Source organism: Agromyces sp. H17E-10, from assembly GCF_022919715.1.
Classification (GTDB): domain Bacteria; phylum Actinomycetota; class Actinomycetes; order Actinomycetales; family Microbacteriaceae; genus Agromyces.
On record NZ_CP095042.1, the window covers coordinates 3,279,281 to 3,303,914 of the forward strand.

The following is a 24,634-nucleotide window of genomic DNA, read 5'->3' on the forward strand; positions in this document are numbered from 1 at the left end:
CCGGTCAGAGACCGAAGCCGGCCAGCCACTCGTCGACCACGGGGATCTCGACGCGCTGGTAGCCGCCGAGGTAGCGGCAGTTGGACGTGTACCCGTAGCTCGTCACCGCGACGAGCTCGCCGTCGTAGAAGACCGGTCCGCCCGAGTCGCCGAAGCAGGTGCCGCCGGTGCCCCACGGGTCCTTCTCGTTGCCGTTCGTCTGCAGGATCTGCGGCGTGAGCTTCTGCCCGGGCATGTCGACGTAGCGGCGCAGGATCGGATAGCTCTCGGGCTCGGGCTTCATGTTGTCGCCCTCCTGCCGGACCTCGGTGCCGTACCCGACCGCGGTGAACAGCGTCTTCGACAACGCCTTCTGCGGGATCGTGTCGAGGGTGCCCGTCTCGGCGATCTGCGGATAGCCGTCGCCGTGCGAGGCGACCGGCTGGTCGAGCACGATCACGCCGACGTCGTTCCAGTTCTTCTGGTCGGTGAAGTCCGAGTACTGCGGGTGCGTGTAGGCCGTGCCCCAGATGTAGCCGGCGGCCGTGAGCTCTGCGCCGGTGTAGCCCGACTCGGGGTCCTCGGCGGTCGGGAGGAAGCTCGGCGGCGCGTCGTCGAGGAACTCGTCGAACGTGACGAGGGTCTTGCCGAGGGTGCCGAGCGTGCAGTGGGCCGCAGTGATGACGACCGTCGGCGAGACGAGCGTGGCACTGCAGCGGTAGCGACCGGTGCTGTCGTAGAACGCGATCAGCCCGACGTCGGGGTGGAGCCCGTCGTCGGCGGTGCCGCCGGTCGACGCCTGGGCGGGAGCCGCGCCGATGGCGAGACCGCAGACGGTTGCGAGGGCCGCGAAGGCCGCGAGGAGTTTGGTGCGCATCGCTCTCTTCCGTTCGAGGGGCAGTGCCATGATCTTGCCCGTCGACGACCGCGGTTGTCGAGAGCCGCGCACGAATACTGCGTCAGGGCGTGCGGCGACGCAACGTGATCGATCCGACGACGATCGAGCCGACGATCCACGCGCCGATCGCGAGGATCCGCACCATGATCCACTCGGCCGACTCGCTGTCGGCGGCGACGGCCTGCAGCGCATCGATCGCGTAGCTGAGCGGCAGCCAGTCGCTGATCTCCTCGAGGCCGGCGGGCAGCTGGTCGCGGGGAATGAAGATGCCGCCGAGCAGGATCTGCGGGAACACGATGAGCGGCATGAACTGCACGACCTGGAACTCGGTGCGCGCGAACGCGCTCGCGAGCAGCCCGAGCGCCGTGCCGAGCAGGGCGTCGGCGACCGCGACGGCGAACAGCAGCCAGATCGAGCCCTCGATCTCGAGCCCGCACACCCAGACCGCGAACGACACGACGATCGCGGTCTGGAAGACGGCGAGCAGGCCGAACGCGAGCGCATAGCCGAGGATGAAGTCGCCCTTGCCGAGCGGCATCGAGAGCAGGCGCTCGAGCGTGCCGCTGCGGCGCTCCCGAAGAGTCGCGATGCTCGTCACGAGGAACATGACGATGAACGGGAACAGCGCGATCATCGCGGGCCCGATGTCGGCGAACACGTCGGTGTCGGTGAAGATCCAGGCGACGAGGCCGACGAGCAGGCTCGGCACGACGAGCAGCAGCCCGATCGTGCGCGGGTCGTGCCGGATCTGGCCGAGCACCCGGCCGGTCGTCGCGAGGGTGCGTGCGGGGGTCATCGCGTCTCCTCCTCGTCGGTCGCTCCCTGACCCCGTCGAAGGGGTGCCGCCGCGGATGCCTCGGCCGAATGCCGCCCCGGACCGCCGGGCGCCGCGTCGTCTGGCGATCGCAGGTCGGGCTCGCCGCGGTCGATGAGCCGGAGGAACGCGGTCTCGACGTCGTCGGTGCCGGTCACCTCGAGCACGCCCTGCACGGTGTCGTCGGCGAGCAGCGCGCCGTCGCGCATGAGCAGCAGCCGGTCGCACCGCTTCGCCTCGTCCATCACGTGGCTCGACACGAGCAGGGTGCGGCCCTCGTCGGCGAGCCGCCGGAACATGCCCCAGAGCTCGACGCGCAGCACGGGATCGAGCCCGACGGTCGGTTCGTCGAGCACGAGCAGCTCCGGGTCGCCGAGCAGCGCGGCGGCGAGCGAGACGCGACCCCGTTGGCCGCCCGAGAGGGTGCCGACGAGCCGACCCGCGACCGAACCGAGGTCGGTGCGCTCGATGACGCGGTCGACGTCGGATGCGGGAGCGCCGAGCACCCGCCGGAAGTACGAGATGTTCTGCCGCACGGTGAGGTCGTCGTAGACACTCGCCTGCTGGGTCACGTAGCCGACACGTCGTCGCAGGTCGCGGCTGCCCGCGGGCAGACCGAGCACCTCGATGCGGCCCGACTTCACGACCTGCACGCCGACGATCGAGCGCATGAGCGTCGTCTTGCCGCTGCCGCTCGGACCGAGGAGCCCGACGATCATGCCGCTCGGCACGGCGAGCGAGAGGCCGTCGAGCACCGGGGCGCCGCCGCGCACCACGCGGAGGTCTTCGGCGATGATCGCCGCGCCGGCTCCGCCGACGGCGTGCGCTCCGCCGTGGTGCGTCGGCCCCGGGGCATCCGAGCTATTCATCATGTGCTGAATAGTTCGCCTCCGCGGGCGCGATGTCAAGACCCGGGCGGACGTCCGGTCAGGTGCCACTGCACCGCCGGCCCGACGCGCGCGACGAGCTCGTCGGTCGGCAGGGAGGCGAGCGGCTCGAACTCGAGCACGTAGCGCACCATGATGACACCGACGAGCTGCGAGGCGGCGAGCTCGGCGCGCAGTTCGGCATCGGCGGCATCGCCGAGATGCTCGGCGATGCGGTGCATGATCTCGCGCCTGAGGAACTCCCGCAGCATCCGCGACACCGGACCCTGCCCGATGGCCGAGCGCAGTGCGGCGACCGCGGCCGGGCGCACCGTCGCGGAGTCCCACGCGGTGATCACCGCGCGCACGAGGCGTTCGCCGAGATCGTCGAGCGGGCCCTCGAGCGCGGTCTGCACCAGGCGGTCGGGCTGCAACGGCACCTCGACGACCTCGGTGACGAGCTGCTGCTTGTCGTCGAAGTAGTGGTGCACGAGCGCCGGGTCGACCCCGGCGCGGCGCGCGATCGCCCGCATCGACGCCGCCTCGTACCCGCGCTCGCCGAACTCCTCGGTCGCGGCCGCCAGGATGCGGGCTCGCGTGTCGCCCGGTCTCGCGCCCTTCGGGCGGCCGGGGCGGCGTCGGGGGGTGCGCTCGCTCACGTTCCTGAGCCTATCCCCGGAGGCCCCCCGGGGGTTCCTCCGAGTCTCATGGGAAGGCCGTTCGGCGCGGAGTGCGATCGGTAGGATTGCTTTGAGCCCCTGATCTCTGCCGAACGCGCTAGGAGTCCGTGCCATGGAATGGCTGATCCCCGTCATCATCGTCGTCGCGCTCGTGGTGATCATCGGCATCTACCTGTGGGCCACGTACAACTCGCTCGTCACGCTCAACGTGCGCGTCGACGAGGCGTGGAGCGACATCACGGTGCAGCTGAAGCGCCGCGCCGACCTGATCCCGAACCTCATCGAGGCGGTCAAGGGCTACGCCGCGCACGAGAAGAGCGTCTTCGAGTCGGTGACGCAGGCACGCGCCGAGACCCTGCAGGCGCAGGGGCCGGCCGAGGCGGGCGTCGCCGAGAACCACATGCAGCAGGCGCTGAAGTCGATCTTCGCGGTCGCCGAGGCGTACCCGCAGCTGCAGGCGAGCCAGAACTTCCTGCAGCTGCAGGCCGAGCTCGTCGACACCGAAGACAAGATCCAGGCCTCGCGCCGGTTCTACAACGGCGGCGTGCGCGAGCTGAACACGAAGATCAAGGTGTTCCCGAACACGCTCTTCGTGCGCGGACTGGGCTTCCACGAGCGCGACTTCTTCGAGGTCACCGAGGCGGCGTCGATCGCCGAGCCTCCGCGCGTGCAGTTTTGATGACGGCGAAGCCGCCAGCAAGGTCGAGTAGCGCCGCGCGAAGCGCGACGCGTATCGAGACCCGAGGTCGTTGAATGTATCGCGCGATCGCCAAGAACAAGCGCAACACCGTCTTCATCATCCTGTTCTTCCTCGCCATCATCGGCGGGCTGGGCTGGCTGGCCGCGTTCATCTACCGAGACCCGACGATCGTCGTCGTGACCGTGGTCGTGGCGACGGGGTACGCGCTCATCCAGTACTTCACCGCCGACCGGCAGGCGCTGTCGATGTCGGGCGCCGTCGAGATCACCTCGAAGGCCGACCATCCCCGGCTCTGGCGCACCGTCGAGAACCTCTCGATCACGACGGGCACGCCGATGCCGCGCGTCTACATCATCTCCGACCCCGCGCCGAACGCGTTCGCGACGGGGCGCGACCCGCAGCACGCCGTCGTCGCCGCGACGACGGGCCTGCTCGAGATCATGGACGACGCCGAGCTCGAGGGCGTCATGGCGCATGAGCTCGGCCATGTGCGCAACTACGACATCCGGCTGTCGATGATCGTGTTCGGGCTCGTCGTCGCCGTGGGCTTCATCTCCGACATGTTCGTGCGCATGGCGTTCTTCGGGCGTAACAACAACAACGGCAACCCGATCGTCATGATCTTCGGGCTCGTCGCGATGCTCATCGCCCCGCTCGTCGCGAGCCTCGTGCAGCTCGCGGTCTCGCGGCAGCGCGAGTACCTCGCGGATGCCACGGGCGCGATGACGACGCGGCACCCCGACGCGCTTGCGAGCGCACTGCTGAAGCTCGAGGCCTACGGACGGCCGATGCAGCGCCAGAACTCGTCCATGGCGCACCTCTGGATCGCCGACCCGCTGAAGCCCGGCCTCATGAGCCGGCTCTTCGCGACGCACCCGCCGATTCCCGACCGGGTCAAGCGCCTCGAGGAGATGGGCGGCAGCTTCTAGCCGGCGCCGGCGCCGTCGCCGTCGACTCGCGTCACGCCGCGGCCGCGAGTTCGGCCGCGAGCGCGGGGGAGAGGTCGCCCCGCCCGGCGACGACGACCTCGTCGAGCCCCTGCCACGCGGCCGCCCGGCGGAGCGCCGGCACGAGCCGTGCCGCGGTCTCAGCCGGGGCGTCGGATTCGGTCCACGCCGATTGGACGCGGAGCACGCGCGCCTTGCGATCGCTCTTGAGGTCGACCCGGCCGACCAGTCGATCGTCGAGCAGCACGGGCAGCGAGTAGTAGCCGAACTGCCGGTCGGCCTCGGGCGTGTAGATCTCGATGCGGTAGTGGAAATCGAACAACCGCTCGGTGCGCGGCCGGAACCAGACCACGGGGTCGAACGGCGAGAGCAGGGCAGCCGTCTCGATGCGGCGCGGCCGGCGGGCGTCGCGGTGCAGCCAGGCGGGTGTCGCACGGGCGCCGGTGCGCCAGCCCGGCACCTCGACCGGCAGCAGCACGCCCTCGGCCTCGAGCTCGGCGATCGCCTGCCGCACGGGTGCGCGCTTCATGCGCCAGTAGTCGGCGAGGTCGGCCTCGGTGGCGATGCCGTAGGCCGTCGCCGCGCGCTCGACGAGTGCGCGCACGGCCTCGTCGACCGGCGGCGCGGCGTCGAGCAGCTCGGCGGGCAACGCCTGCTCGGGGAGGGCGTACACGCGCTCGAACCGCTGCCGGTCGACGCAGACGACGTCGCCCGTGCGAAACATCATCTCGAGGGTGCGCTTGACGTCGGACCAGCCCCACCAGGGCCCCCGCCGCACGTTCGCGTCGTGCTCGATCTCGCTCGCGCGCAACGGCCCCTTCTCGGCGAGCTCGGCGCGCAGCCAGCCGGCGAGCCCGTGCTCGTCGGAGACCCACCCGCCCCAGTCGCCGCCCGCGCGCCGGTACTCGTCGCGGCGGAACTCGAAGAGCGGCCACAGCTCACGCGGGATGTAGGCGGCCTGATGCGCCCAGTACTCGACCATGCGACCGCGCCGACCCGAGGTGATGCGGTCGAGCAGGTCGCGTTCGTACCCGCCGACCCGGCTGAACGCGGGAAGGTAATGGCTGCGCTCGAACACGTTGACCGAGTCGATCTGCAGCAGGCCGAGCCGCTCGATCACCCCGCCGAGCGCACGCGTGCCCGCCGATTCGGGCACCGGCCGGGCGAACCCCTGGGCGGCGAGGGCGATGCGGCGGGCGAGAGCTGGGCTGACGACGTCGACCATGATGCGTCCGACGCTAGCGCGAACCGCCGACATCCACGCGCGACGTCGTCTGCGGCATCCATCTCGAGCGCGCGACTGGGCGATCGCCGTGGGATCGCCACGACATGCTGGTTCGCGCATACGCCGTGCCTAGACTGGACGAATGGCGGACTCGGACGGGGCGGGACGAGCCGGGCGGCGCGCCCGACGATGGTTCGGATTCGGTGCGGCGGCGAAGCCGGCACCCCCGTCGAAGCCGACACCGGCCGCCGACGCGGCGCCGCGCGACGCCGAGGCGAGCGTGCCCTACGGCATGCGGGTCGCCGGGTCGTGGTCGTGGCGTCTGCTGCTCATCGGCGGCGTGCTCGCGGTCGTCGTGTTCCTCGTCATCCAACTGCGTCTGATCGTCATCCCGCTGCTCGTCGCGGTGCTGCTGAGCGCCCTGCTCGTGCCGTTCTCGGGCTTCCTGCAGCGACACCGCTGGCCGAAGTGGCTCGCGGTGGCCGTGGCGATGCTGTCGGCCCTCGCGGTGGTCGGCGGGCTGCTCACGCTGGGCATCTGGCAGATCGTCCGCGGCGCCGACGAGCTCGGCGCCCAGTCGCTCGTCGCGTGGGACGAGTTCCGCGACTGGCTCCTCGACGGCCCGCTGCACCTCACCGAGGGGCAGCTGAACGAGTGGATGGCCAAGGCCGTCGAGACCGTCCAGGAGGACATGGGGATCATCTGGAGCGGCGCGCTCTCGGTCGGCACGACGGTCGGCCACTTCCTCGCGGGGATGCTGCTCGCCCTCTTCGCGACGCTCTTCATGCTCATCGACGGCCGGGGCATCTGGAACTGGCTCGTCGGCATCTTCCCCCGGCGCGCCCGCGCGGCCGTCGACGGCGCCGGCCAGGCCGGCTGGGAGACGCTGCAGAACTTCGTGAAGGTGCAGATCCTCGTCGCCACGATCGATGCCATCGGCATCGGACTCGGCGCCTGGCTGCTCGGGCTGCCGCTCGCGGTGCCGATCGCGATCCTCGTCTTCCTCGGGTCGTTCATCCCGATCGTCGGCGCCGTCGTCACCGGCGCGCTCGCGGTGTTCGTCGCGCTCGTCTACAACGGGTTCTGGCCGGCCGTCATCATGCTCGGCATCGTGCTGCTCGTGCAGCAGGTCGAGGGGCACGTGCTGCAGCCGCTCATCATGGGCACCGCGGTCAAGGTGCACCCGCTCGGCGTCGTCATCGCCGTCGCGACGGGATCGCTGCTCGCCGGCATCCCGGGCGCACTCTTCGCCGTGCCGGTCGCCGCCGTGGTCAACGTGATGATCCTGTACGTCTCGAGCGGCGTCTGGAAGGACGACGCGCCACCCTCCACGGTCGCCGTGCGTTCCCCACTGTGGCGCACGGTGCCCCAGCGACCCGGCTTCCAACGAGGAGAATGAACGAGTTGAACCACACGATCGCCGGCCCAGCGCTCGCGGACTTCGAGGCCGCCCGCGCCGTGGTCGCCCGCGTCGCCCGCACGACCCCCATGGAGTCCTCCCGGTACCTCGAGCGCGTGCTCGGAGCGCCGGTACGCCTCAAGTGCGAGAACCTGCAGCGCACGGGCTCGTACAAGCTGCGCGGCGCCTACCATCGCATGTCGTCGCTCACCGACGACGAGCGCGCGCGCGGCGTCGTCGCCGCGTCGGCGGGCAACCACGCCCAGGGCGTCGCGTTCGCCGCGCGCGAGCTCGGCATCCGGGCGACGATCTTCATGCCCGTCGGCGTCGCGCTGCCCAAGCTCGAGGCGACGAAGGCGTACGGCGCCGACGTCGTGCTCGCGGGCGCATCGGTCGGCGAGACGCTCGAGGCGGCCGCCGCGTTCGCGGCCGAGACCGGTGCCGTCGTCATCCCGCCGTTCGACCACGTCGACGTCGTCGCCGGCCAGGGCACGCTCGGCCTCGAGATCCTCGACCAGGCTCCGGATGCCGCGACCATCGTGGTGCCGATCGGCGGCGGCGGGCTCGCTGCCGGCATCGCGAGCGCCGCGAAGCAGCGCGCCGCCGCCGAGGGGCGCACGATCCGCGTCATCGGGGTGCAGTCCGAGAACGCCGCCCCGTACGTCGCCTCGCTCGCCGCCGGGTCGCCGCAGAGCGTGCCGGTCGTGCCGACCATCGCCGACGGCATCGCCGTCTACCGGCCCGGCGAGCTCAACTTCGCGATCATCAGCGACGCGGTCGACGAGGTCGTGACGGTGACCGAGGACGACATCGCCCGCGCACTGCTCGTGCTCCTCGAACGCGCGAAGCTCGTCGTCGAGCCTGCCGGCGCCGTCGCCGTGGCGGCGATCATGAAGGGCGCCGTGCCGAACGACGGCCCCGTCGTCGCGGTGCTGTCGGGCGGCAACATCGATCCGCTGCTCATGCAGCGCGTCATCGCGCACGGTCTCGCGGCCTCCGGCCGGTACCTGACCGTTCGGGTCGGGTTGCCCGACCGGCCCGGTCAGCTCGTCCGCGTCGCCGAGCTGCTCGCCGGTTCGCACGCGAACGTCGTCGAGGTGCTGCACACCCGGCACGGCCGCGGCATGCAGATCTCCGAGGTCGAGATCGACATCTCCGTCGAGACCCGCGGACCCGAGCACCGGGCCGAGGTCGTCGAGGTGCTGCGCCGCGCCGGCTACGAGCCAGTCGTCCTCGACGACTGACGCGGCGGGGACGCGCCGGATCCGGAGACGCGAAGAGCGGATGCCCCGGGGCATCCGCTCTTCAGGTCTGATCGACGACGGTCGCGCCTACTGGCCGCCCCAGGTCTCGACCGACGTGATCTCGACGGCGATCTCGCGACCGTTGGGTGCGGTGTAGCTCGTCTTCTCGCCCACCTTGAGGCCGAGGATCGCCGCGCCGAGCGGGCTCTGCTCGCTCCACACGTCGAGCTCGGAGTCGCCGGCGATCTCGCGGCTGCCGATGAGGAAGGTCTCCTCGTCGCCGGCGATCACCGCGGTGATGACGGTGCCCGACTCGACGATGCCCTTCGACGCGGGCGCCTCGCCCACCTCGGCGGTCTTCAGCAGCTCGGTGAGCTGGCGGATGCGGGCCTCCATCTTGCCCTGCTCGTCCTTCGCGGCGTGGTAGCCGCCGTTCTCCTTGAGGTCGCCCTCTTCACGCGCGGCCTCGATGCGCTTCGCGATCTCCTCGCGACCGGTCGTCGAGAGCTCGTTGAGCTCGCCGGCCAGGCGGTCGTAGGCGTCCTGGGTGAGCCAGGTGACAGTGGCGTCCTGCGCCATGATGCACACTCCTGTGTCGGGATACCCGACGCGGCCCGTTCGCGGGCAGGGAGCCCGTGATGCTGCGCCGGATAGACGTGTCGCCCCGACATGGGTCGGGGCGAATGACCCATGTTAGGTGAGCCAGCAGCGGTAAATCAAACCCGTGTTCGCCTCCTGCGCGGTGCGGACGGTCTCGGTGAGCGCGCGGATGTGCTCGTTCGACGCGGGCACGATGATCGTCTTCCAGCCGACGACGGCGAAGTCGGCGTTGAGCGCCTGCACGATGCACGCGGTCTCGTTGCCGGGCGGCACCGAGAGGTTCCAGCTCACCTCGACGGCGCGTTCCTCGTTCATGAGCCGGTGCCCGGTGTCGGTGACCTCGACCATCGGCTTCTGGCCGTCGAGGCCCGCCCACACGACCCACGCCACGAGCACGACGGCCACGGCGACCGCGCCGGCGATGAGCAGCAGCCGATCACGCGAGCGATTGCGGCGGGTGCGGCCGTAGCGCTCGTCGAGAGAGGTGGTCACGGGGCTCCTTCGGAGGTGGATCGACTAGGCTGCTTCAAGCCTAAACCCGCCCCCTGAAGGCGAAATCCATGCTCTGAAAGGCTGGCTGATGCTCGTCGACTCCGTCCGTTCCGTGCTGTTCTCGACGAGTTCGGTGCTCGCCGCGGACGACAAGGAGTTCGACCCGAACACGGTCACCCCCGGCGTGTGGGGCTTCGTGGTGACGTTCCTCGTCATGGTGGCGGTCGTCCTGCTCGTGCTCGACATGGTGCGTCGCATCCGCCGCACCAAGTACCGGGCGCAGGTGCGCGCACAGATCGAGGCCGAGAACGAGGCGGCCGCGCGCGACGCCGAGCTCGGCTCGTACGACGAGGGCGAGGGGCCGGATGCCGCGGGCACGACGCCCGACCGGCCGACCGAGTAGGGCGGCAGCCCGTCAGCCCAGGTGGTAGACGGGGTTCATCGCGATGAGCAGCGTCGCCGTCCAGTGGCACATGAACGCGAGCACCGTGCACACGTGGAAGATCTCGTGGAAGCCGAAGACGCCGGGCCACGGGTTCGGCTTCTTGATGCCGTAGACGACCGCGCCGATCGTGTAGAGCACGCCGCCGACGCAGACGAGCACCATCATCGCGACGTTCGCCTCCACGAGGTCGACGATGTACATCATCGCGGCCCAGCCGAGCAGCAGGTAGATGGGCACGTAGAGCCAGCGCGGCGCGGTGATCCAGAACACGCGGAAGCCGATGCCGATGAGCGCGCCGGCCCACACGATCGCGAGCAGCGTCCAGCCCTTGGACGGCGGCAGCGCGAGGATCGCGAGCGGCGTGTACGTGCCCGCGATGAGCAGGAAGATGTTCGCGTGGTCGATGCGCTTGAGCACGACCTTCGTCTTCGGCTTCCAGTTGAACCGGTGGTAGAGGGCCGAGTTGCCGAACAGCAGCATCGACGTGAGCATGAAGACCGCCGACGCCCACTTGGCCGGCGCGCCCTGCGCGAGGCAGATGAGCACGATGCCGGCTGCGATGGTCACGGGGAACGTGCCGGCGTGGATCCAACCGCGCCACGTCGGCTTCACCTCGGCCGCCGCCTCGTGACTGAGGGCGTCGTCGAGCAGCGGGATGTTCGGCAGGTCGGGACCGTGTTCGGCGCGTGAGACCGCGAGATCGCCGGGGTCGGCGGGGGCGATCGGCTGCGAGAGCTCGTCGACGAGATTCGCGGGATCGCGGGGGCGTTCTGGGGTCATGCTCACAGCGTAGGGCCTGCCCGATCACGGCAGCCTGTGAGTTCGAACCGGGGGCCGAGGGGGTAGCGTAGTGCCGTGCAGACGAGCGATCAGCCCCTCGGTCGCGGGATCCTCTACCGGCTCTACCAGAACCGGCTCCGTCGCGGACTCGACCCCGCCGGCCTTCCCCGACACGTCGCGATGATCATCGACGGCAACCGTCGTTGGGCGAGGCAGCTCGGCTACCGCACGGCCGCCGACGGGCACCGCGCCGGCGCCGCCAAGATGCGCGAGTTCCTCGAGTGGTGCGACGACCTCGGCGTGAAGGTCGTGACGCTCTACCTGCTGTCGAGCGACAACCTCGGCAATCGCCCGAGCGACGAGCTCTCGGACCTCTTCGAGATCATCGCCGACCTCGCCGAGGAGCTCAGCCACTACCGCGACTGGCGGGTGCAGCACGTCGGCAGCGACACCGGGCTGCCCGAGCCGCTCGTCGCCGCGCTCGACGCGGCCGAGCACCGCACGGCCGACAAGCGCGGGCTGCACGTCAACCTCGCGGTCGGGTACGGCGGCCGCAAGGAGATCACCGACGCGATGCGTTCGATCGTCGCCGCGCACCACGCCGAGGGCCGCAGCCTCGACGACCTGGCCGAGCGGCTCACCCCCGATCTCATCGGCGAGCATCTCTACACCGTCGGGCAGCCCGATCCCGACCTGGTGATCCGCACCTCGGGCGAACAGCGCCTCAGCGACTTCATGCTGTGGCAGTCGGCGCACTCGGAGTTCTACTTCGTCGAGGCGCTCGGCCCCGACCTGCGCAAGGTCGACTTCCTCCGCGCGCTGCGCGACTACGCCAAGCGCCACCGCCGATTCGGCGGCTGACCACCCGTTCTCGCGGCAGCTCGCTGCGAGGCATCCACCCGTTCTGTCAAGATGATCGACGGAGAAGGGGGCACGCAACGTGACCATCGACGATTTCACCGCCGGCTTCACCGAGGAGCCCGGCTACCTCGACTACGGCCGTGTGGGGCCGCTCTCGACGGCCGCCGCGGAGGAGACGCTGGCGTTCACGCAGGTGCTGCAGCGCGCGCGGCACGGCAGTCTCGACGCGTTCGGCGAGCAGAACCAGCGCGTGCGCGACGCCGCGGCGGCGCTCACGGGCTTCGCCGCCGACCAGATCGTGTTCGAGCCGAACGCGACGACGGGCCTCATGCACGCGATGTTCGGCCTCACGGGTGGGGTGCTGCTCTCGCAGGAGGAGTTCCCGAGCCTGCCGATCGCCGCCGTGCGTGCACAGGAGGCGCTGCACACGGTGCAGCCCGTCTGGCTCGAGACCGACCACGGCAAGGTGACGCCCGGGCAGATCCGCGAGCAGCTCGAGCAGGGCGTCGTCGCCGTGGCCGTGAGCCTCGTCGACTCGCGAACCGGGTACCTCTGCGACATCGAGGGCATCCGGCAGGTCATCGGCGACCGGCTGCTCATCGTCGACGCGATCCAGGGCTTCGGCGTCGTCGACGCCCCGTGGCAGGTGGCCGACGTCGTCGTCACGGGCGGCCAGAAGTGGTGCCGCGCCGGCTGGGGCACGGGCATCATGGCGCTGTCCGATCGCGCGCTCGAACGCCTCACGCCCGTCTTCTCGGGCTTCAGCGCGACCGAGGAGGCCGAGCCGTGGGGGCACGTGCCACCGCCCGCCCCCGATGCGCGCGCCTACCGCGTCTCGAACCCCGACCCGCTCGCGCAGGCGCGCCTCGCCGCGGCGTTCGAGGAGATCGCCGCCGCGACCGTGCCGGCGATCAACGCGGCCGTCGCCGACCGCGTGAGCCGCGCGATCGAGCTCGCCGACGAGTACGCCATCCCGGTCTCGTCGTCGCGCGACGAGCAGGAGCGCGCCGGCATCGTCGTGCTCGAGCCGCCGGCCGACCAGGTGACCGTGCTCACCGCGTCGCTGCATAACCACGGCGTCACCGCGACCACGCGACTCGGCACCGTGCGGCTGTCGATCCACGCCGCGACGAGCGACGAGACGCTCGAGATGCTGCGCGCGGCGTTCGTGTCGTACTCGACGGCCGCATCGTACTGAGCGAAGCGGATGCTGCGGGGTCGGCGCCGACCCCGCGGCATCCGGTTCGCATCGAAGATGAACACCGCGTGACGAAACGCGTGTCGGTCGCGAAGATCGCGCGAGGCGGACGTAGGTTCGGCTCAACGGGCAGATCGCCCGTTCGGGTCGGCCTTCGGAACCGACTTCGGGAGGGACGGCGGCCGGCACGTGAACCGGGCAGGAATGCTCGGGGCGGGAGCGGTTGTGGCGTCATCGGTTACTCCTGGATCGGTCGGTCGTTCCGAAGCGCGTGCGGCTGAGCACGCAGCTGCGGGCACGCGCGAGGGCCTCGCACAGGCGGAGCGCACGTACGTGCTCGACACCTCGGTGCTGCTCAGCGATCCGCGCGCACTCTTCAACTTCGCCGAACACGCGGTGGTGCTGCCCGTGGTGGTCATCACCGAGCTCGAGGCGAAGCGCAACGACCCCGAGATCGGGTACTTCGCGCGGCAGTCGCTGCGCATCCTCGACGAGCTGCGCGTCGCGCACGAGCGGCTCGACTTCCCCATCCCGGTCGGCGACGGCGGGTCGCTGCGGGTCGAGCTCAACCACTCTAACCCGAAGGTGCTGCCCTCGGGGCTGCAGCTCGGCGACAACGACTCGCGCATCCTCGCGTGCGCGGCGAACCTGCAGCAGGACGGCGTGCCCGTGACGGTCGTGTCCAAGGACCTGCCACTGCGCGTGAAGGCCGCCTCGATCGGCCTCGACGCCCAGGAGTACCGGCACGAGCTCGCGCTCGACTCGGGCTGGACCGGCATGGCCGAGCTCTCGCTCGGGTCGAACGACATGGCGAAGCTCTACGAGCACGAGTCGATGGTCACCACGGCGGTCGAGGGGCTGTCGGTCAACACGGGTCTCGTCATCCACTCCGACCGGGGCTCGGCGCTCGGCCGCGTGGTCGGCGACGACGAGGTCAAGCTCGTGCGCGGCGACCGCGACGTCTTCGGGCTGCACGGGCGCTCGGCCGAGCAACGGCTCGCGATCGACCTGCTGCTCGACCCCGAGATCGGCATCGTCTCGCTCGGGGGTCGCGCCGGCACCGGCAAGTCGGCGCTCGCGCTGTGCGCCGGACTCGAGATGGTGCTCGAGCGCCAGCAGCACAAGAAGATCATGGTGTTCCGGCCGCTCTACGCGGTCGGCGGGCAGGAGCTCGGCTACCTGCCCGGCGACCAGGGCGAGAAGATGAACCCCTGGGGGCAGGCGGTCTTCGACACCCTCGGCTCGGTCGTCTCCGACAACGTGCTCGAGGAGGTCGTCGACCGGGGCATCCTCGAGGTGCTTCCGCTGACGCACATCCGCGGTCGGTCGCTGCACGACGCCTTCGTGATCGTCGACGAGGCGCAGTCCCTCGAGCGCAACGTGCTGCTCACGGTGCTCAGCCGAATCGGACAGAACTCGCGGGTCGTGCTCACCCATGACGTCGCCCAGCGCGACAACCTGCGCGTCGGCCGGCACGACGGCATCGCCAGTGTCATCGAGACGCTCAAGGACCACCCGCTGTTCGCCCACATCACGCTCACCCGCAGCGAGCGCTCGGCGATCGCGGCGCTCGTCTCGGAGCTGCTCGACGGGGCGGAGCTGGCCTGACCGGACCCGGCGGACGAGCGCCGGCTCGGGGGAGCACCGGCGCCGTCCTGTCGGGAGGCGATCGCGCGATCGGGAGGGGGACTCGCCTGGTCGGGCCCTCCCGACCGGGCGAACTCCTCCGCACCGCGGCCGCGCAGCGGGCTGCGCGGGTGTGCTCGGCTGCGCGGTCATGTCGGCGGGGTGCGGAAGGATGCCCGCATGGACGACATGACGAGCCCCGCCGATGTGATCGAAGCGCTCTGGACACGCATGCAGGCCCGCGACTGGGGCGGCGTGCGCGCGCTGCTGGCCGACGACCTCGTCGTCGAGTGGTTCGCGTCGCTCGAGCGCATCGTCGGCGCCGACGACTTCGTGGCGGTGAACGCCGAGTACCCCGAGGGGTGGTCGATCCGCATCCTTTCGGTCGTCGCCGACGGGGAGCACGTGGTGTCCGAGGTCGAGGTGCCGCAGGAGGGCGTCGGCGTTTTCCGGGCCGCTTCGTTCTGGACGGTGCGCGACGGACGGATCGTCGAGGGCCGCGAGTACTGGACGACGCGAGGCGGCGACCCGGCGCCCGGGTGGCGACGGCACCTCGTCGAGGTCATGAGCGTCGAGTGAGGCGCCGGCGCCCCGCAAGGGGCGTGCGGCGCGACGGCGCGCCACCATCGCCCGAGACGACGGATGCCCCGTGCCGAGACTCGGCACGGGGCATCCGCGTTCGTGGTCCTACTTCGCCTGCGGCGGCCGCGTCATCGAGAGCAGGTCGAGGGCGGAGTCGAGCTGCTCGAGCGTGAGCTCGCCGCGCTCGACGTAGCCGAGGTCGATGACGGCCTCGCGCACCGTGATGCCCTTGGCGACCGAGTGCTTCGCGATCTTCGCCGCCGCTTCGTAGCCGATGAGCTTGTTGAGCGGGGTCACGATCGAGGGCGACATGCCGGCGAGTGCGGTCGCGCGCTCGACGTTGGCCTCGAGCCCGTCGATCGTCTTGTCGGCGAGCACGCGCACCGAGTTCGCGAGCAGGCGGATCGACTCGAGGAGCGCGGTGCCCATGACGGGGATCTGCACGTTGAGCTCGAACGCACCCGAGGCGCCGCCCCATGCGATCGTCGCGTCGTTGCCGATGACCCGGGCGCACACCATGAGCACGGCCTCGGGCACGACGGGGTTGACCTTGCCGGGCATGATCGAGGAGCCGGGCTGCAGGTCGGGGATGTGCAGTTCGCCGAGGCCCGTGTTGGGGCCGGAGCCCATCCAGCGCAGGTCGTTGGCGATCTTCGTGAGGCTCACGGCGATCGTGCGCAGCGCGCTCGACGCGTCGACGAGGCCGTCGCGGTTCGCCTGTGCCTCGAAGTGGTCGGCCGCCTCGGTGATCGGCAGCTCGGTCTCGGTCTGCAGCAGTTCGATGACGAGCTGCGGGAAGCCGGCCGGGGTGTTGATGCCCGTGCCGACGGCGGTGCCGCCGAGCGGCACCTCGGCGACGCGGGGGAGGGCCGAGCGGACGCGCTCGATGCCGAGGCGCACCTGGCGGGCGTAGCCGCCGAATTCCTGGCCGAGGGTCACGGGCGTCGCGTCCATCAGGTGCGTACGGCCGGCCTTCACGACGCCCGCCCACAGCTCGGCCTTCGCCTCGAGCGCGACGGCCAGGTGGTCGAGCGCGGGGATGAGGTCGTCGATGAGCGCAGCCGTGACGGCGATGTGCACCGAGGTCGGGAAGACGTCGTTCGACGACTGCGACGCGTTGACGTGGTCGTTCGGGTGCACGGCGCTGCCGAGCTTCGAGGTCGCGAGCGTCGCGAGCACCTCGTTCATGTTCATGTTCGAGCTCGTGCCCGAGCCGGTCTGGTAGACGTCGACCGGGAAGTGCTCGGTGAAGCCGTGCCGCCCCGAGATGACCTCGTCGGCGGCCGCGACGATCGCGTCGGCGATGGCCTGGTCGAGCACGCCGAGGCCGGCGTTGGCCTGCGCCGCGGCCTTCTTGATGCGGGCGAGCGCCTGGATCTGCTGGGGCTCGAGGCCCGAGCCGGAGATCGGGAAGTTCTCGACCGCGCGCTGCGTCTGCGCCCGGTACAGGGCCTGGGCGGGAACCCGCACCTCGCCCATCGTGTCGTGTTCGATGCGGTACTCGGCGGCGTTGTCCACCACGGTGTGTTTCCCTTTCGGTTCTGCGATGCCGGTCTCAGGCCGGCGGTTCGACCGCGTCGTCCGCGGTATCGGGCCGACCGGGCCGGCCGGCGGATGCCGCTCGCGGCGGCGTCAGATGCGACCGATGACGATGTCGGTCTCGACGCGACCTTCGAACAGGCGGTAGTTCGCGCCGACGATAGCCAGCGTACCCGCTGCCACCGCGTCGCTGATCATCTCGGAGCTCTCGACGAGCTCGGTGACGGTGTTGCGCAGGTGCTCGCGGCCGACGAAGCCGGCGTCGACATGGGTCGGCTCGACCGGAGGTTCGCCCGCGACCTTCGTCACTGCGGGAATGATCTTCTCGACGAGCCCGGCGATGTGCGGGGGCAGCGGCGTCGCGTCGGCGGCCTGCGAGTCGATCGCGGCGCGCACCGCACCGCACTCGTCGTGGGCGAGCACGATCACCACGGGGACGTTCAGGATCCCGACCGCGTACTCGATCGAGCCGAGCGCCGACGGGGTCACGACCTGGCCCGCGTTGCGGACGACGAACGCGTCGCCGAGGCCGACGTCGAAGATGATCTCGGCCGCGAGACGGGAGTCGCTGCAACCGAAGATCGCGACGATCGGGCGTTGCGCGTGCGCGAGCGACGTGCGGCGGTCGATGTCCTGCCGGGGGTGCTCGGGCTTGCCGGCGATGAATCGTTCGTTGCCGCGGCGGAGTTCGCGCCAGGTGGCGGCCGGAGTGTCGGGACGGGGGCTGGGCACTGCGTTCGGCTCGGTCACGTGGCTCCTCGTGGTCAGTCCTGCGCCTCGATCGTCGGCGTGATGGCCGTCGCGAAGGTGGCGAACTCTTCGGGGGTGGCCGTGCCGAGCAGCACGAAGGTGCTGCCGCCCGACTCGGTGGTCAGTGCGTACCGCGCGTTGCCGACGTCGGCGTCGGACTTGCGGTTGTCGTAGATCGTCCAGTCGACGCCGTCGATGTTCACGGTGCCGGTCGCGAGGGTGCGTGCGAGCAGGTTCGAGACCCAGGTCGGGTTCGCCTCGAAGCCCTGGTAGAGCCCGAGGTACTCGTCGGTCGGCGTGAGGTAGCCCGCGTACCACGCGGTCACACCGTCGGTCTTGTCGGTGCGGAGCTCGGCCGCGTTGGCCCGCCAGCCGTCGGGGAGCTCGGGCACCGCGATCGGCTCGTCGCGCACGGCCTGCACCTGCTCGGCGATGCCGGTGACGTCGACGGACCGGTCGAGCGGGGTGTCGCTGCGCGGCACCATGAGCACGATGACGACGACGATCGCGAGGCTCGCGGCGAGCGCCAGCGCGAGGTTCTTGAGGGTCTGCCGCTGCCGGTGCTTGAGCGAGGCGTCGGCCTTGCGTGCCGCCGTCTCCTCGGGCGTCTCGGGGCGGCCGAGCTCGGCGACCACCCGGGGTGCGCGATCGGCCATCAGCGCTCGTCGCCCTCGGTCGAGCGGCTGCCCGGCGTGGATGCCGCGGCCCCGGCGCGAGCGGCATCGAGTCGTGCCTTCGCGCCGATCAGCCACTCCTCGCAGCGGGCCGCGAGCGCCTCGCCGCGCTCCCACAGCGCGAGCGACTGCTCGAGCGTGGCCGATCCCTGCTCGAGCTCGCCGACGACGCGCACGAGCTCGTCGCGTGCCTGCTCGTAGCTCAGCTCGGCGACATCAGGGGAGGAGGGCATGGTTGCCATTGTATTCGGCGCCGCCGACGGTTCGATCCGACCCGGTCAGGCGGGCGGCTCGCCCTCGGAACGGGCGGAGAGCACGCCCTCGGCGAGGGTGATCGTGAGCGAGTCGCCCGCGGGAGCGGCGGCCGGCCCGGTCACGACGTGGCCCTCTGCGCCCTGCACGATCGCGTAGCCGCGGTCGAGCGTCGCCTGCGGCGAGAGCGCACGCAGGTGGCCGCGGAGCTCGCCGACGCGGTGCGTCTGCCGCTCGATCGAGCGCTCGACGAGCTCGGCGCCGCGGGCGACCCACCGGGTGAGCTCCTCGGCGCGGCGGTCGATGATCCACGACGTGTCGGCGAGTGCGGGGCGCGTGCGCAGGTGGCCGATGCGGTCGATCTCGTGCGCCACGAGCGTGCGCAGGCGCAGCGCGATGCGGGCGCGGGCCTGCTCGACGCGCAGCAGCTCCTCGCCGACGTCGGGCACGACGCGCTTGGCGGCGTCGGTCGGGGTCGACGCCCGCAGGTCGGCGACCTCGTCGAGGAGCGGTCGGTCGGCCTCGTGCCCGATGGCCGAGACGATCGGGGTGGATGCCTCGGCCGCAGCGCGCACGACGCGCTCGTCGCTGAACCCGAGCAGGTTCTGGAAGTCGCCGCCGCCGCGCGCGATGATGATGACCTCGACCTCGGGGTCGGCGTCGAGCCGCCTGATCGCCGCGACGACCTCGCCGGCGGTGCGGTCGCCCTGCACCGCGGCGTGCACGACGCGGAACTCGACCGCCGGCCAGCGCAGGCGCGCGTTGCGCAGCACGTCCTGCTCGGCGTCGCTGTCTTTTCCGGTCACGAGCCCGACGACACCCGGCAGGAACGGCAGCCGGCGCTTGCGGTCGAGATCGAAGAGCCCCTCGGCGCGCAGCTGCGCGCGCAGGCGCTCGAGCCGTTCGAGCAGGTCGCCGAGGCCGACGTGCTTCATCTCGAAGACCTGCATCGACAGCGAGCCGCCCTTGACCCACCAATTGGGCTTCACGAGCGCGACGACGCGGTCGCCCTGTTTGAACTCCTCGCCGAGCCGGGCCTTCACCGACGACCAGATCTGGAACGACACGGTGGCGTCGCCGTCGAGGTCCTTCAGCTTGCCGTAGACGTTGCCGCCCGAGACGCCCCACTGCGTGAGCTCGCCCTCGACCCAGACCGTGCCGAGACGATCGATGTACTGCTTGATCTTCGTCGAGAGGAGGGCCACCGGCCATGGCGCGTCACGTGTCGCCGGAGCATCCGTCACCGTGGCCTCCCAGCCGCCCGCCTGCGTGCGCCGCGTAGGATTGGCATCGTGACGAGCTTGACTGATGCCCCGCGGATCGACCTCGGCATGCCCAGAATCCCGAGCGTTCGCGGCCGGCTCAAGGATAACCCGGTCGACCGACCCAAGAAGGTGCTGCTCGCGGCGCCCCGCGGCTACTGCGCCGGCGTCGACCGCGCCGTCATCGCCGTCGAGAAGGCGCTCGAGCACTACGGGGCGCCGGTGTACGTGCGCAAGCAGATCGTGCACAACATCCACGTCGTGACCGAGCTCGAGAAGCAGGGCGCGATCTTCGTCGACGAAGTCGACGAGGTGCCCGAGGGCGCCCACATCGTGTTCAGCGCGCACGGCGTCTCGCCGGCAGTCGTGAACGCGGCATCCGACCGTGGGCTGCACGCGATCGACGCCACGTGCCCGCTGGTCACCAAGGTGCACCGCGAGGCCGTGCGCTTCGCGCGCGACGACTTCGAGATCCTGCTGATCGGCCACGAGGGCCACGAAGAGGTCGAGGGCACGGCGGGCGAGGCGCCCGACCACGTCACCCTCGTGAACAGCCCCGACGACGTGCCGAACATCGAAGTGCGCGACCCCGACAAGGTGGTGTGGCTCTCGCAGACGACGCTCTCGGTCGACGAGACGATGGAGACGGTGCGCCGACTGCGTGAGCGGTTCCCGAACCTGCAGGATCCGCCGAGCGACGACATCTGCTACGCCACCCAGAACCGCCAGGTCGCGATCAAGAAGGTCGCCCAGGAGGCGGAGCTCGTGATCGTGGTGGGCTCTGCGAACTCGTCGAACAGCGTGCGCCTCGTCGAGGTCGCGCTCGAGAACGGGGCGAAGGCCGCGTATCGGGTCGACTACTCGAGCGAGATCCGCCAGGAGTGGCTCGACGGGGTCGCCTCGGTCGGCGTCACGAGCGGCGCGTCGGTGCCCGAAGGGCTCGTGAAAGAGGTGCTGCAGGAGCTCGCCGACGCCGGCTACGCCGAGGTCGCCGAGGTGAAGACGGCCGAGGAGGACCTGATGTTCTCGCTCCCGAAGGAACTGCGCAAGGACCTGCAGGGCAACCGCGACGCCCGCGCGCTCGGCGGACGCAACCGCGCGTAGTCGCCCTAGGCGAGCGACGCAGCCGGCCGCCGGCTCGCGGCGGTCTCGGCGACGAGAGCCGCGGCCACGATCGCGATGACCGCGGCGAGTTGCACCGCGCCCGAGACCGCGGTGCCGAGGGGCACGGTCGCGAGCGCGAGCGCCGCCGCGCCGAGCCGCCAGGCGACCGGCCCGAGCGCGAGCGTGCGCCGGTAAGCGGCGTCGGCGACGAGGTAGACGGCGGTGCCGCCGGCGACGAGCCAGGCGCCGGATGCCTCGACCGGCGCGAACGCGTGACCGAGCACCTCGTGCAGGCCGGCCGCGACCAGCACGAGGCCGAAGATCATCGCGAGGTGCTCGAGGTAGTACGCGACGAGCGCGAGGCGGGTGCGCTGCTCGCGCGGCGCCTCGGCGATCGCCCGCTCGGCGCGCTCGTCGTCGCCCGTGAAGTAGCACCACCAGAGCGAGGCGACGAGGCCGACGGCGAGCACCGCGCCGACGACGAGGGCGGGCTCGATCTCGTGGCCCGTGGCGCCGACGCCGACCGAGACGATCGACTCGCCGAACGCGATGATCATCACGAGCCCGTGGCGCTCGACGAAGTGCGTCGCGCCCGGGTCGAAGCCGCCGCGAGCACTGAGCGCGGCCGAGATGAAGAACAGTGCGAACGGCAAGGCGAAGAAGACCCAGTCGATCGGGCCCTCGACGAAGCCCGAGCAGACGAGCAGCACGCCGACGAGCACGTTCGACGGCCCGACGAACAGCATGCGCCGCGCGGCGGCTCGGCCGCCGCGATGGATGAACAGGGCGGCGTGGATCACCGCGACGACGATGTAGCTCGCGCCGAAGAGCACCCCGGTCGCACCGAACGCGTCGGGGATCGCGAGCGACATCACGAGGAACGCGGCCATCGCCCCGATGAGTGCGATGCGCACGAACGCGGTGTCGGGTGCCGCCTGGTTCGTGAGCCACGCGAAGGCGTCGTACATCCACCAGACGAGGCCGAGCACGAGTGCGGCCTGTGCGATGCCCGTCGCGTCGGGATGGTGCACGACGATCTCGGCGACACGGCTGATCGTGAAGACGAAGACGAGGTCGAAGAGCAGTTCGACCGTCGAGACCCGCGAGGCGATGCGGGCGATGCGGTCGGCGGGGAGGTCGCGGCTCGGCACGATCGCCACCGTAGCGCAGGGCGGCACGCAGGATCGCTCGCCCTCGGCGAACACGAATGAGTGAGCGCTCACTCAGTGCTACGCTCGCGCTCATGACCACCACGACGTCCGCCCGCAGCGCCGTCCCCGAGGGGGAGTCGACCCGCGCCAGACCCGGCCGGGCGAAGCCCATGTCGGTCGACGACCGCAGGGCCGCGATCGCCGCCGCGACCGTGCCGCTGCTCTCCCAGTTCGGCCGCGACGTCACGACGCGGCAGATCGCCGAGGCGGCGGGCGTCGCCGAGGGCACGCTCTTCCGCGTCTTCGAGAACAAGGACGCGATCATCGACGCCGCCGTCGAGGCGTTCCTCGACCCCGAGCCGTTCCGCGAGGCGCTGCGCCGCATCGATCCGAGCCTGCCGCTCGAGCTCAAGATGCAGCTCGTCATCGACCGGTTCCAAGACCGGTTCAGCGGCATCTTCGGCGTCTTCGCGGCACTCGGCAACCGGCCCCGCCCTCCGGCCGCACCGAACATCGAGATCATCGTGGGCATCTTCGAGCGACTGCTCGCCCCCGAACTCGACCGACTGCGCGTCCCTCCCGCCGACGTGTTCGCGTTCGTGCGCATCATCGCCTTCTCGTCGGCGATGCCGCAGTTCGGGCCGACGACGGGACTCGACTCCGACCGGCTCGCCAACCTGATCGTGCACGGCATCGTCGGTCGCCCGAACGGCGCGGCCGAGGCATCCGCCGCCACCGAGACCCGACCCATCGCAGAACCGACCGCCCCGAGGGGAACCGAACCATGCTGCTGAAACTGCTGCGAACCTACCTGCGCCCCTATCGGTGGCTCGTCGTCGCCGTGATCTTCTTCCAGCTCGTGCAGTCGATCGCGTCGCTCTACCTGCCGAGCCTCAACGCCGACATCATCGACGACGGGGTCGCGACGGGCGACACGGGCTTCATCCTCTCGACCGGCGCAGTCATGCTCGGCATCACGCTCGTGCAGGTCGCCGCGTCGATCACGGCCGTCTACTTCGGCGCGAAGACGGCGATGGGGCTCGGTCGCGACGTGCGCCGCTCGGTGTTCCGCCGGGTCGCCGACTTCAGCGAGCAGGAGGTGTCGCGGTTCGGTGCGCCGAGCCTCATCACCCGGTCGACGAACGACGTGCAGCAGGTGCAGATGCTCGTGCTCATGAGCTGCACGATCCTCGTCTCGGCGCCCATCCTCGCGATCGGCGGCGTGATCATGGCGCTCAAGGAGGACCTGGCCCTCTCGTGGATCATGGTCGTCGCCGTGCCCGTGCTGCTCATCTCGGTCGGGCTCATCATCAGCCGCATGGTGCCGCTGTTCCAGTCGATGCAGCGCAAGATCGACGGCGTCAACCGGGTGCTTCGCGAGCAGCTCACCGGCATCCGCGTGATCCGTGCGTTCGTGCGCGAGGGCGTCGAGTCGGAGCGCTTCGACGACGCGAACGACGCGCTCACCGACACGGCGCTGAAGGCGGGGCGGCTGTTCGCGCTGGTCTTCCCGATCGTGATGCTCGTGCTCAACCTCTCGAGCATCGCGGTGCTGTGGTTCGGCGCGTTCCGCGTCGAGGACGGCTCGATGCAGGTGGGCTCGCTCACCGCCTTCCTCAGCTACCTCATCCAGATCCTCATGGCCGTCATGATGGCGACGATGATCGCGTTCCTGCTGCCGCGAGCGGTCGTCTCGGCCGGCCGTATCGGCGAGGTGCTCGAGACCGAGTCGACCGTGCACGACCCCGCCCGGCCGGTCGCGAGCCTGACGGCACCGGGCACCCTCGAGTTCCGGGGCGTGAGCTTCGCGTACCCCGGCGCCGAGGAACCCGTGCTGCACGATCTCAGCTTCACGGCACGGCCGGGCGAGGTGACGGCCATCATCGGCTCGACCGGCGTCGGCAAGACGACGATCGTGAACCTCGCCGCACGCCTCTTCGACGCGACGAGCGGCAGCGTGCTCGTCGGCGGCGTCGATGTGCGCGAGCTCGACCCCGAGGTGCTCAACGCGCAGTTCGGCCTCGTGCCCCAGAAGCCGTACCTGTTCGCGGGAACGGTGGCGTCGACCCTGCGGTACGGCGATCCGGATGCCTCGGACGACGAGCTGTGGGCGGCGCTCGAGACCGCCCAGGGGCGTGACTTCGTCGAGGCCATGCCGGGCAAGCTCGACGCGCCCATCGCGCAGGGCGGCACCAACGTCTCGGGCGGCCAGCGCCAGCGGCTCTCGATCGCGCGGGCGCTCGTGAAACGGCCGCCGATCTACCTGTTCGACGACTCGTTCTCGGCGCTCGACACCGCCACCGACCAACGCTTGCGCGCCGCGCTCGACCGGGAGGTCGCCGACGCCACGATGATCGTCGTCGCCCAGCGCGTCGCGACGATCACGGGCGCCGACCAGATCCTCGTCGTCGAGGACGGCCGCATCACGGCGCGCGGCACCCATGACGAACTGCTCGAGACCTCCCAGGCGTACGCCGAGATCGTCGAGAGCCAGCTGAGTGCAGCGGAGGCGGCAGCGTGAGCGAGCAGAAGACCACCGAGACCGGTTCGACGACCGCCGTCGCCC

The 24,634-nt window shown here is 70.8% G+C and carries 26 protein-coding genes; 12 read left to right on the forward strand and 14 right to left on the reverse strand.

The genetic code is table 11. The features are described 5' to 3' along the window. Positions 1–4: 4 nt before the first annotated feature. The 4 genes from MUN74_RS14890 to MUN74_RS14905 all read right to left on the reverse strand — a co-directional run bounded on the left by MUN74_RS14890 (position 5) and on the right by MUN74_RS14905 (position 3,216). Entirely contained in the window at positions 5–856 is an 852-nt protein-coding gene (locus MUN74_RS14890) for a trypsin-like serine protease (protein WP_244853216.1), read from the reverse strand. An 82-nt stretch (positions 857–938) separates the two neighbouring features. Then, on the reverse strand, positions 939–1,673 hold the full coding sequence (locus tag MUN74_RS14895) for an ABC transporter permease (protein ID WP_244853217.1): 735 nt from the start codon (positions 1,671–1,673) through the stop codon (positions 939–941). Beyond that, on the reverse strand, positions 1,670–2,563 hold the full coding sequence (locus MUN74_RS14900) for an ABC transporter ATP-binding protein (RefSeq protein WP_370647303.1): 894 nt from the start codon (positions 2,561–2,563) through the stop codon (positions 1,670–1,672). The genes MUN74_RS14895 and MUN74_RS14900 overlap by 4 nt, the downstream gene beginning before the upstream one ends. A gap of 32 nt (positions 2,564–2,595) precedes the next feature. Beyond that, the gene (locus tag MUN74_RS14905; RefSeq protein WP_244853218.1) at positions 2,596–3,216 is read right to left on the reverse strand and encodes a TetR/AcrR family transcriptional regulator; all 621 of its coding nucleotides are present in this window, start codon (positions 3,214–3,216) and stop codon (positions 2,596–2,598) included. A gap of 133 nt (positions 3,217–3,349) precedes the next feature. Between MUN74_RS14905 and MUN74_RS14910 the strand changes: the two genes are divergently transcribed. Beyond that, positions 3,350–3,916, forward strand: a complete 567-nt coding sequence (locus MUN74_RS14910; RefSeq protein ID WP_244853219.1) for a LemA family protein — start codon at positions 3,350–3,352, stop codon at positions 3,914–3,916. 74 nt (positions 3,917–3,990) lie between these two features. Beyond that, positions 3,991–4,866: a M48 family metalloprotease gene (locus MUN74_RS14915; RefSeq protein WP_244853220.1), complete on the forward strand. Its 876-nt coding sequence runs from the start codon at positions 3,991–3,993 to the stop codon at positions 4,864–4,866. Between the two features lie 31 nt (positions 4,867–4,897). Here MUN74_RS14915 and MUN74_RS14920 read toward each other — a convergent pair whose 3' ends face one another. Beyond that, positions 4,898–6,109, reverse strand: a complete 1,212-nt coding sequence (locus MUN74_RS14920) for a winged helix-turn-helix domain-containing protein (protein ID WP_244853221.1) — start codon at positions 6,107–6,109, stop codon at positions 4,898–4,900. 142 nt (positions 6,110–6,251) lie between these two features. Here MUN74_RS14920 and MUN74_RS14925 point away from each other — a divergent pair, with 142 nt between their 5' ends. Both MUN74_RS14925 and ilvA read left to right on the forward strand, forming a co-directional pair. Next, a complete protein-coding gene (locus MUN74_RS14925; RefSeq protein ID WP_244853222.1) occupies positions 6,252–7,508 on the forward strand; it encodes an AI-2E family transporter in 1,257 nt (418 codons plus the stop codon). After that, positions 7,505–8,752 carry a threonine ammonia-lyase gene (gene ilvA / locus MUN74_RS14930; RefSeq protein ID WP_244853223.1) on the forward strand — a complete coding sequence of 416 codons (1,248 nt, stop codon included), beginning with the start codon at positions 7,505–7,507 and terminating at the stop codon, positions 8,750–8,752. Before MUN74_RS14925 ends, ilvA begins: the two co-directional genes overlap by 4 nt. An 87-nt stretch (positions 8,753–8,839) precedes the next feature. On the opposite strand, the gene greA is transcribed toward ilvA, so the two are convergent. Together greA and MUN74_RS14940 are read right to left on the reverse strand one after the other, a co-directional pair. Beyond that, positions 8,840–9,331, reverse strand: a complete 492-nt coding sequence (greA, locus tag MUN74_RS14935; protein ID WP_244853224.1) for a transcription elongation factor GreA — start codon at positions 9,329–9,331, stop codon at positions 8,840–8,842. Between the two features lie 114 nt (positions 9,332–9,445). Next, a complete protein-coding gene (locus MUN74_RS14940) occupies positions 9,446–9,844 on the reverse strand; it encodes a DUF4307 domain-containing protein (protein WP_244853225.1) in 399 nt (132 codons plus the stop codon). An 88-nt stretch (positions 9,845–9,932) separates the two neighbouring features. Between MUN74_RS14940 and MUN74_RS14945 the strand changes: the two genes are divergently transcribed. Further along, positions 9,933–10,247, forward strand: a complete 315-nt coding sequence (locus MUN74_RS14945; RefSeq protein ID WP_244853226.1) for a hypothetical protein — start codon at positions 9,933–9,935, stop codon at positions 10,245–10,247. A 12-nt stretch (positions 10,248–10,259) separates the two neighbouring features. On the opposite strand, the gene trhA is transcribed toward MUN74_RS14945, so the two are convergent. Then, a complete protein-coding gene (gene trhA, locus MUN74_RS14950; protein ID WP_370647304.1) occupies positions 10,260–11,069 on the reverse strand; it encodes a PAQR family membrane homeostasis protein TrhA in 810 nt (269 codons plus the stop codon). A 75-nt stretch (positions 11,070–11,144) separates the two neighbouring features. Here trhA and MUN74_RS14955 point away from each other — a divergent pair, with 75 nt between their 5' ends. The 4 genes from MUN74_RS14955 to MUN74_RS14970 all read left to right on the forward strand — a co-directional run bounded on the left by MUN74_RS14955 (position 11,145) and on the right by MUN74_RS14970 (position 15,333). Next, positions 11,145–11,930 (forward strand): isoprenyl transferase, encoded by a 786-nt coding sequence (locus MUN74_RS14955; protein ID WP_244853227.1) that lies wholly within the window; start codon positions 11,145–11,147, stop codon positions 11,928–11,930. A gap of 79 nt (positions 11,931–12,009) precedes the next feature. After that, a complete protein-coding gene (locus MUN74_RS14960; protein ID WP_244853228.1) occupies positions 12,010–13,128 on the forward strand; it encodes an aminotransferase class V-fold PLP-dependent enzyme in 1,119 nt (372 codons plus the stop codon). 333 nt (positions 13,129–13,461) lie between these two features. Further along, complete coding sequence (locus MUN74_RS14965; protein WP_370647305.1) at positions 13,462–14,736, forward strand: PhoH family protein; 1,275 nt, start codon at positions 13,462–13,464, stop codon at positions 14,734–14,736. Between the two features lie 198 nt (positions 14,737–14,934). Continuing rightward, positions 14,935–15,333 carry a nuclear transport factor 2 family protein gene (locus tag MUN74_RS14970; RefSeq protein ID WP_244853229.1) on the forward strand — a complete coding sequence of 133 codons (399 nt, stop codon included), beginning with the start codon at positions 14,935–14,937 and terminating at the stop codon, positions 15,331–15,333. Positions 15,334–15,441: 108 nt separating this feature from the next. Here MUN74_RS14970 and MUN74_RS14975 read toward each other — a convergent pair whose 3' ends face one another. The 5 genes from MUN74_RS14975 to xseA form a co-directional block, all read right to left on the reverse strand. Then, positions 15,442–16,815: a class II fumarate hydratase gene (locus tag MUN74_RS14975; RefSeq protein ID WP_244856474.1), complete on the reverse strand. Its 1,374-nt coding sequence runs from the start codon at positions 16,813–16,815 to the stop codon at positions 15,442–15,444. Between the two features lie 153 nt (positions 16,816–16,968). Beyond that, on the reverse strand, positions 16,969–17,625 hold the full coding sequence (locus MUN74_RS14980) for a carbonic anhydrase (RefSeq protein ID WP_244853230.1): 657 nt from the start codon (positions 17,623–17,625) through the stop codon (positions 16,969–16,971). Between the two features lie 14 nt (positions 17,626–17,639). Then, positions 17,640–18,281 carry a DUF4245 domain-containing protein gene (locus MUN74_RS14985; RefSeq protein ID WP_244853231.1) on the reverse strand — a complete coding sequence of 214 codons (642 nt, stop codon included), beginning with the start codon at positions 18,279–18,281 and terminating at the stop codon, positions 17,640–17,642. Next, complete coding sequence (locus tag MUN74_RS14990) at positions 18,281–18,532, reverse strand: exodeoxyribonuclease VII small subunit (protein WP_370647306.1); 252 nt, start codon at positions 18,530–18,532, stop codon at positions 18,281–18,283. The genes MUN74_RS14985 and MUN74_RS14990 overlap by 1 nt, the downstream gene beginning before the upstream one ends. Positions 18,533–18,577: 45 nt before the next feature. Continuing rightward, positions 18,578–19,795, reverse strand: a complete 1,218-nt coding sequence (gene xseA, locus MUN74_RS14995) for an exodeoxyribonuclease VII large subunit (RefSeq protein WP_244853233.1) — start codon at positions 19,793–19,795, stop codon at positions 18,578–18,580. An 87-nt stretch (positions 19,796–19,882) separates the two neighbouring features. Between xseA and MUN74_RS15000 the strand changes: the two genes are divergently transcribed. After that, a complete protein-coding gene (locus MUN74_RS15000; protein WP_244856475.1) occupies positions 19,883–20,917 on the forward strand; it encodes a 4-hydroxy-3-methylbut-2-enyl diphosphate reductase in 1,035 nt (344 codons plus the stop codon). A gap of 5 nt (positions 20,918–20,922) precedes the next feature. On the opposite strand, the gene MUN74_RS15005 is transcribed toward MUN74_RS15000, so the two are convergent. Next, positions 20,923–22,068 (reverse strand): low temperature requirement protein A, encoded by a 1,146-nt coding sequence (locus tag MUN74_RS15005; protein WP_244853235.1) that lies wholly within the window; start codon positions 22,066–22,068, stop codon positions 20,923–20,925. A 92-nt stretch (positions 22,069–22,160) separates the two neighbouring features. On the opposite strand from MUN74_RS15005, the gene MUN74_RS15010 reads away from it, so the two are divergent. Beyond that, positions 22,161–22,862 carry a TetR/AcrR family transcriptional regulator gene (locus tag MUN74_RS15010; protein ID WP_244853236.1) on the forward strand — a complete coding sequence of 234 codons (702 nt, stop codon included), beginning with the start codon at positions 22,161–22,163 and terminating at the stop codon, positions 22,860–22,862. Further along, positions 22,853–24,589 carry an ABC transporter ATP-binding protein gene (locus tag MUN74_RS15015; protein WP_244853238.1) on the forward strand — a complete coding sequence of 579 codons (1,737 nt, stop codon included), beginning with the start codon at positions 22,853–22,855 and terminating at the stop codon, positions 24,587–24,589. Before MUN74_RS15010 ends, MUN74_RS15015 begins: the two co-directional genes overlap by 10 nt. Positions 24,590–24,634 lie beyond the last annotated feature (45 nt).

Bases quoted from the DNA above. Each gene is read 5' to 3' on its own strand.
- MUN74_RS14890 (WP_244853216.1), bottom strand. From the start codon at position 856: ATGCGCACCAAACTCCTCGCGGCCTTCGCGGCCCTCGCAACCGTCTGC.
- MUN74_RS14895 (WP_244853217.1), bottom strand. From the start codon at position 1,673: ATGACCCCCGCACGCACCCTCGCGACGACCGGCCGGGTGCTCGGCCAG.
- MUN74_RS14900 (WP_370647303.1), bottom strand. From the start codon at position 2,563: ATGATGAATAGCTCGGATGCCCCGGGGCCGACGCACCACGGCGGAGCG.
- MUN74_RS14910 (WP_244853219.1), top strand. From the start codon at position 3,350: ATGGAATGGCTGATCCCCGTCATCATCGTCGTCGCGCTCGTGGTGATC.
- MUN74_RS14915 (WP_244853220.1), top strand. From the start codon at position 3,991: ATGTATCGCGCGATCGCCAAGAACAAGCGCAACACCGTCTTCATCATC.
- MUN74_RS14920 (WP_244853221.1), bottom strand. From the start codon at position 6,109: ATGGTCGACGTCGTCAGCCCAGCTCTCGCCCGCCGCATCGCCCTCGCC.
- MUN74_RS14925 (WP_244853222.1), top strand. From the start codon at position 6,252: ATGGCGGACTCGGACGGGGCGGGACGAGCCGGGCGGCGCGCCCGACGA.
- ilvA (WP_244853223.1), top strand. From the start codon at position 7,505: ATGAACGAGTTGAACCACACGATCGCCGGCCCAGCGCTCGCGGACTTC.
- greA (WP_244853224.1), bottom strand. From the start codon at position 9,331: ATGGCGCAGGACGCCACTGTCACCTGGCTCACCCAGGACGCCTACGAC.
- MUN74_RS14945 (WP_244853226.1), top strand. From the start codon at position 9,933: ATGCTCGTCGACTCCGTCCGTTCCGTGCTGTTCTCGACGAGTTCGGTG.
- trhA (WP_370647304.1), bottom strand. From the start codon at position 11,069: ATGACCCCAGAACGCCCCCGCGATCCCGCGAATCTCGTCGACGAGCTC.
- MUN74_RS14970 (WP_244853229.1), top strand. From the start codon at position 14,935: ATGGACGACATGACGAGCCCCGCCGATGTGATCGAAGCGCTCTGGACA.
- MUN74_RS14975 (WP_244856474.1), bottom strand. From the start codon at position 16,815: ATGGGCGAGGTGCGGGTTCCCGCCCAGGCCCTGTACCGGGCGCAGACG.
- MUN74_RS14985 (WP_244853231.1), bottom strand. From the start codon at position 18,281: ATGGCCGATCGCGCACCCCGGGTGGTCGCCGAGCTCGGCCGCCCCGAG.
- MUN74_RS14990 (WP_370647306.1), bottom strand. From the start codon at position 18,532: ATGCCCTCCTCCCCTGATGTCGCCGAGCTGAGCTACGAGCAGGCACGC.
- MUN74_RS15000 (WP_244856475.1), top strand. From the start codon at position 19,883: ATGCCCAGAATCCCGAGCGTTCGCGGCCGGCTCAAGGATAACCCGGTC.
- MUN74_RS15010 (WP_244853236.1), top strand. From the start codon at position 22,161: ATGACCACCACGACGTCCGCCCGCAGCGCCGTCCCCGAGGGGGAGTCG.
- MUN74_RS15015 (WP_244853238.1), top strand. From the start codon at position 22,853: ATGCTGCTGAAACTGCTGCGAACCTACCTGCGCCCCTATCGGTGGCTC.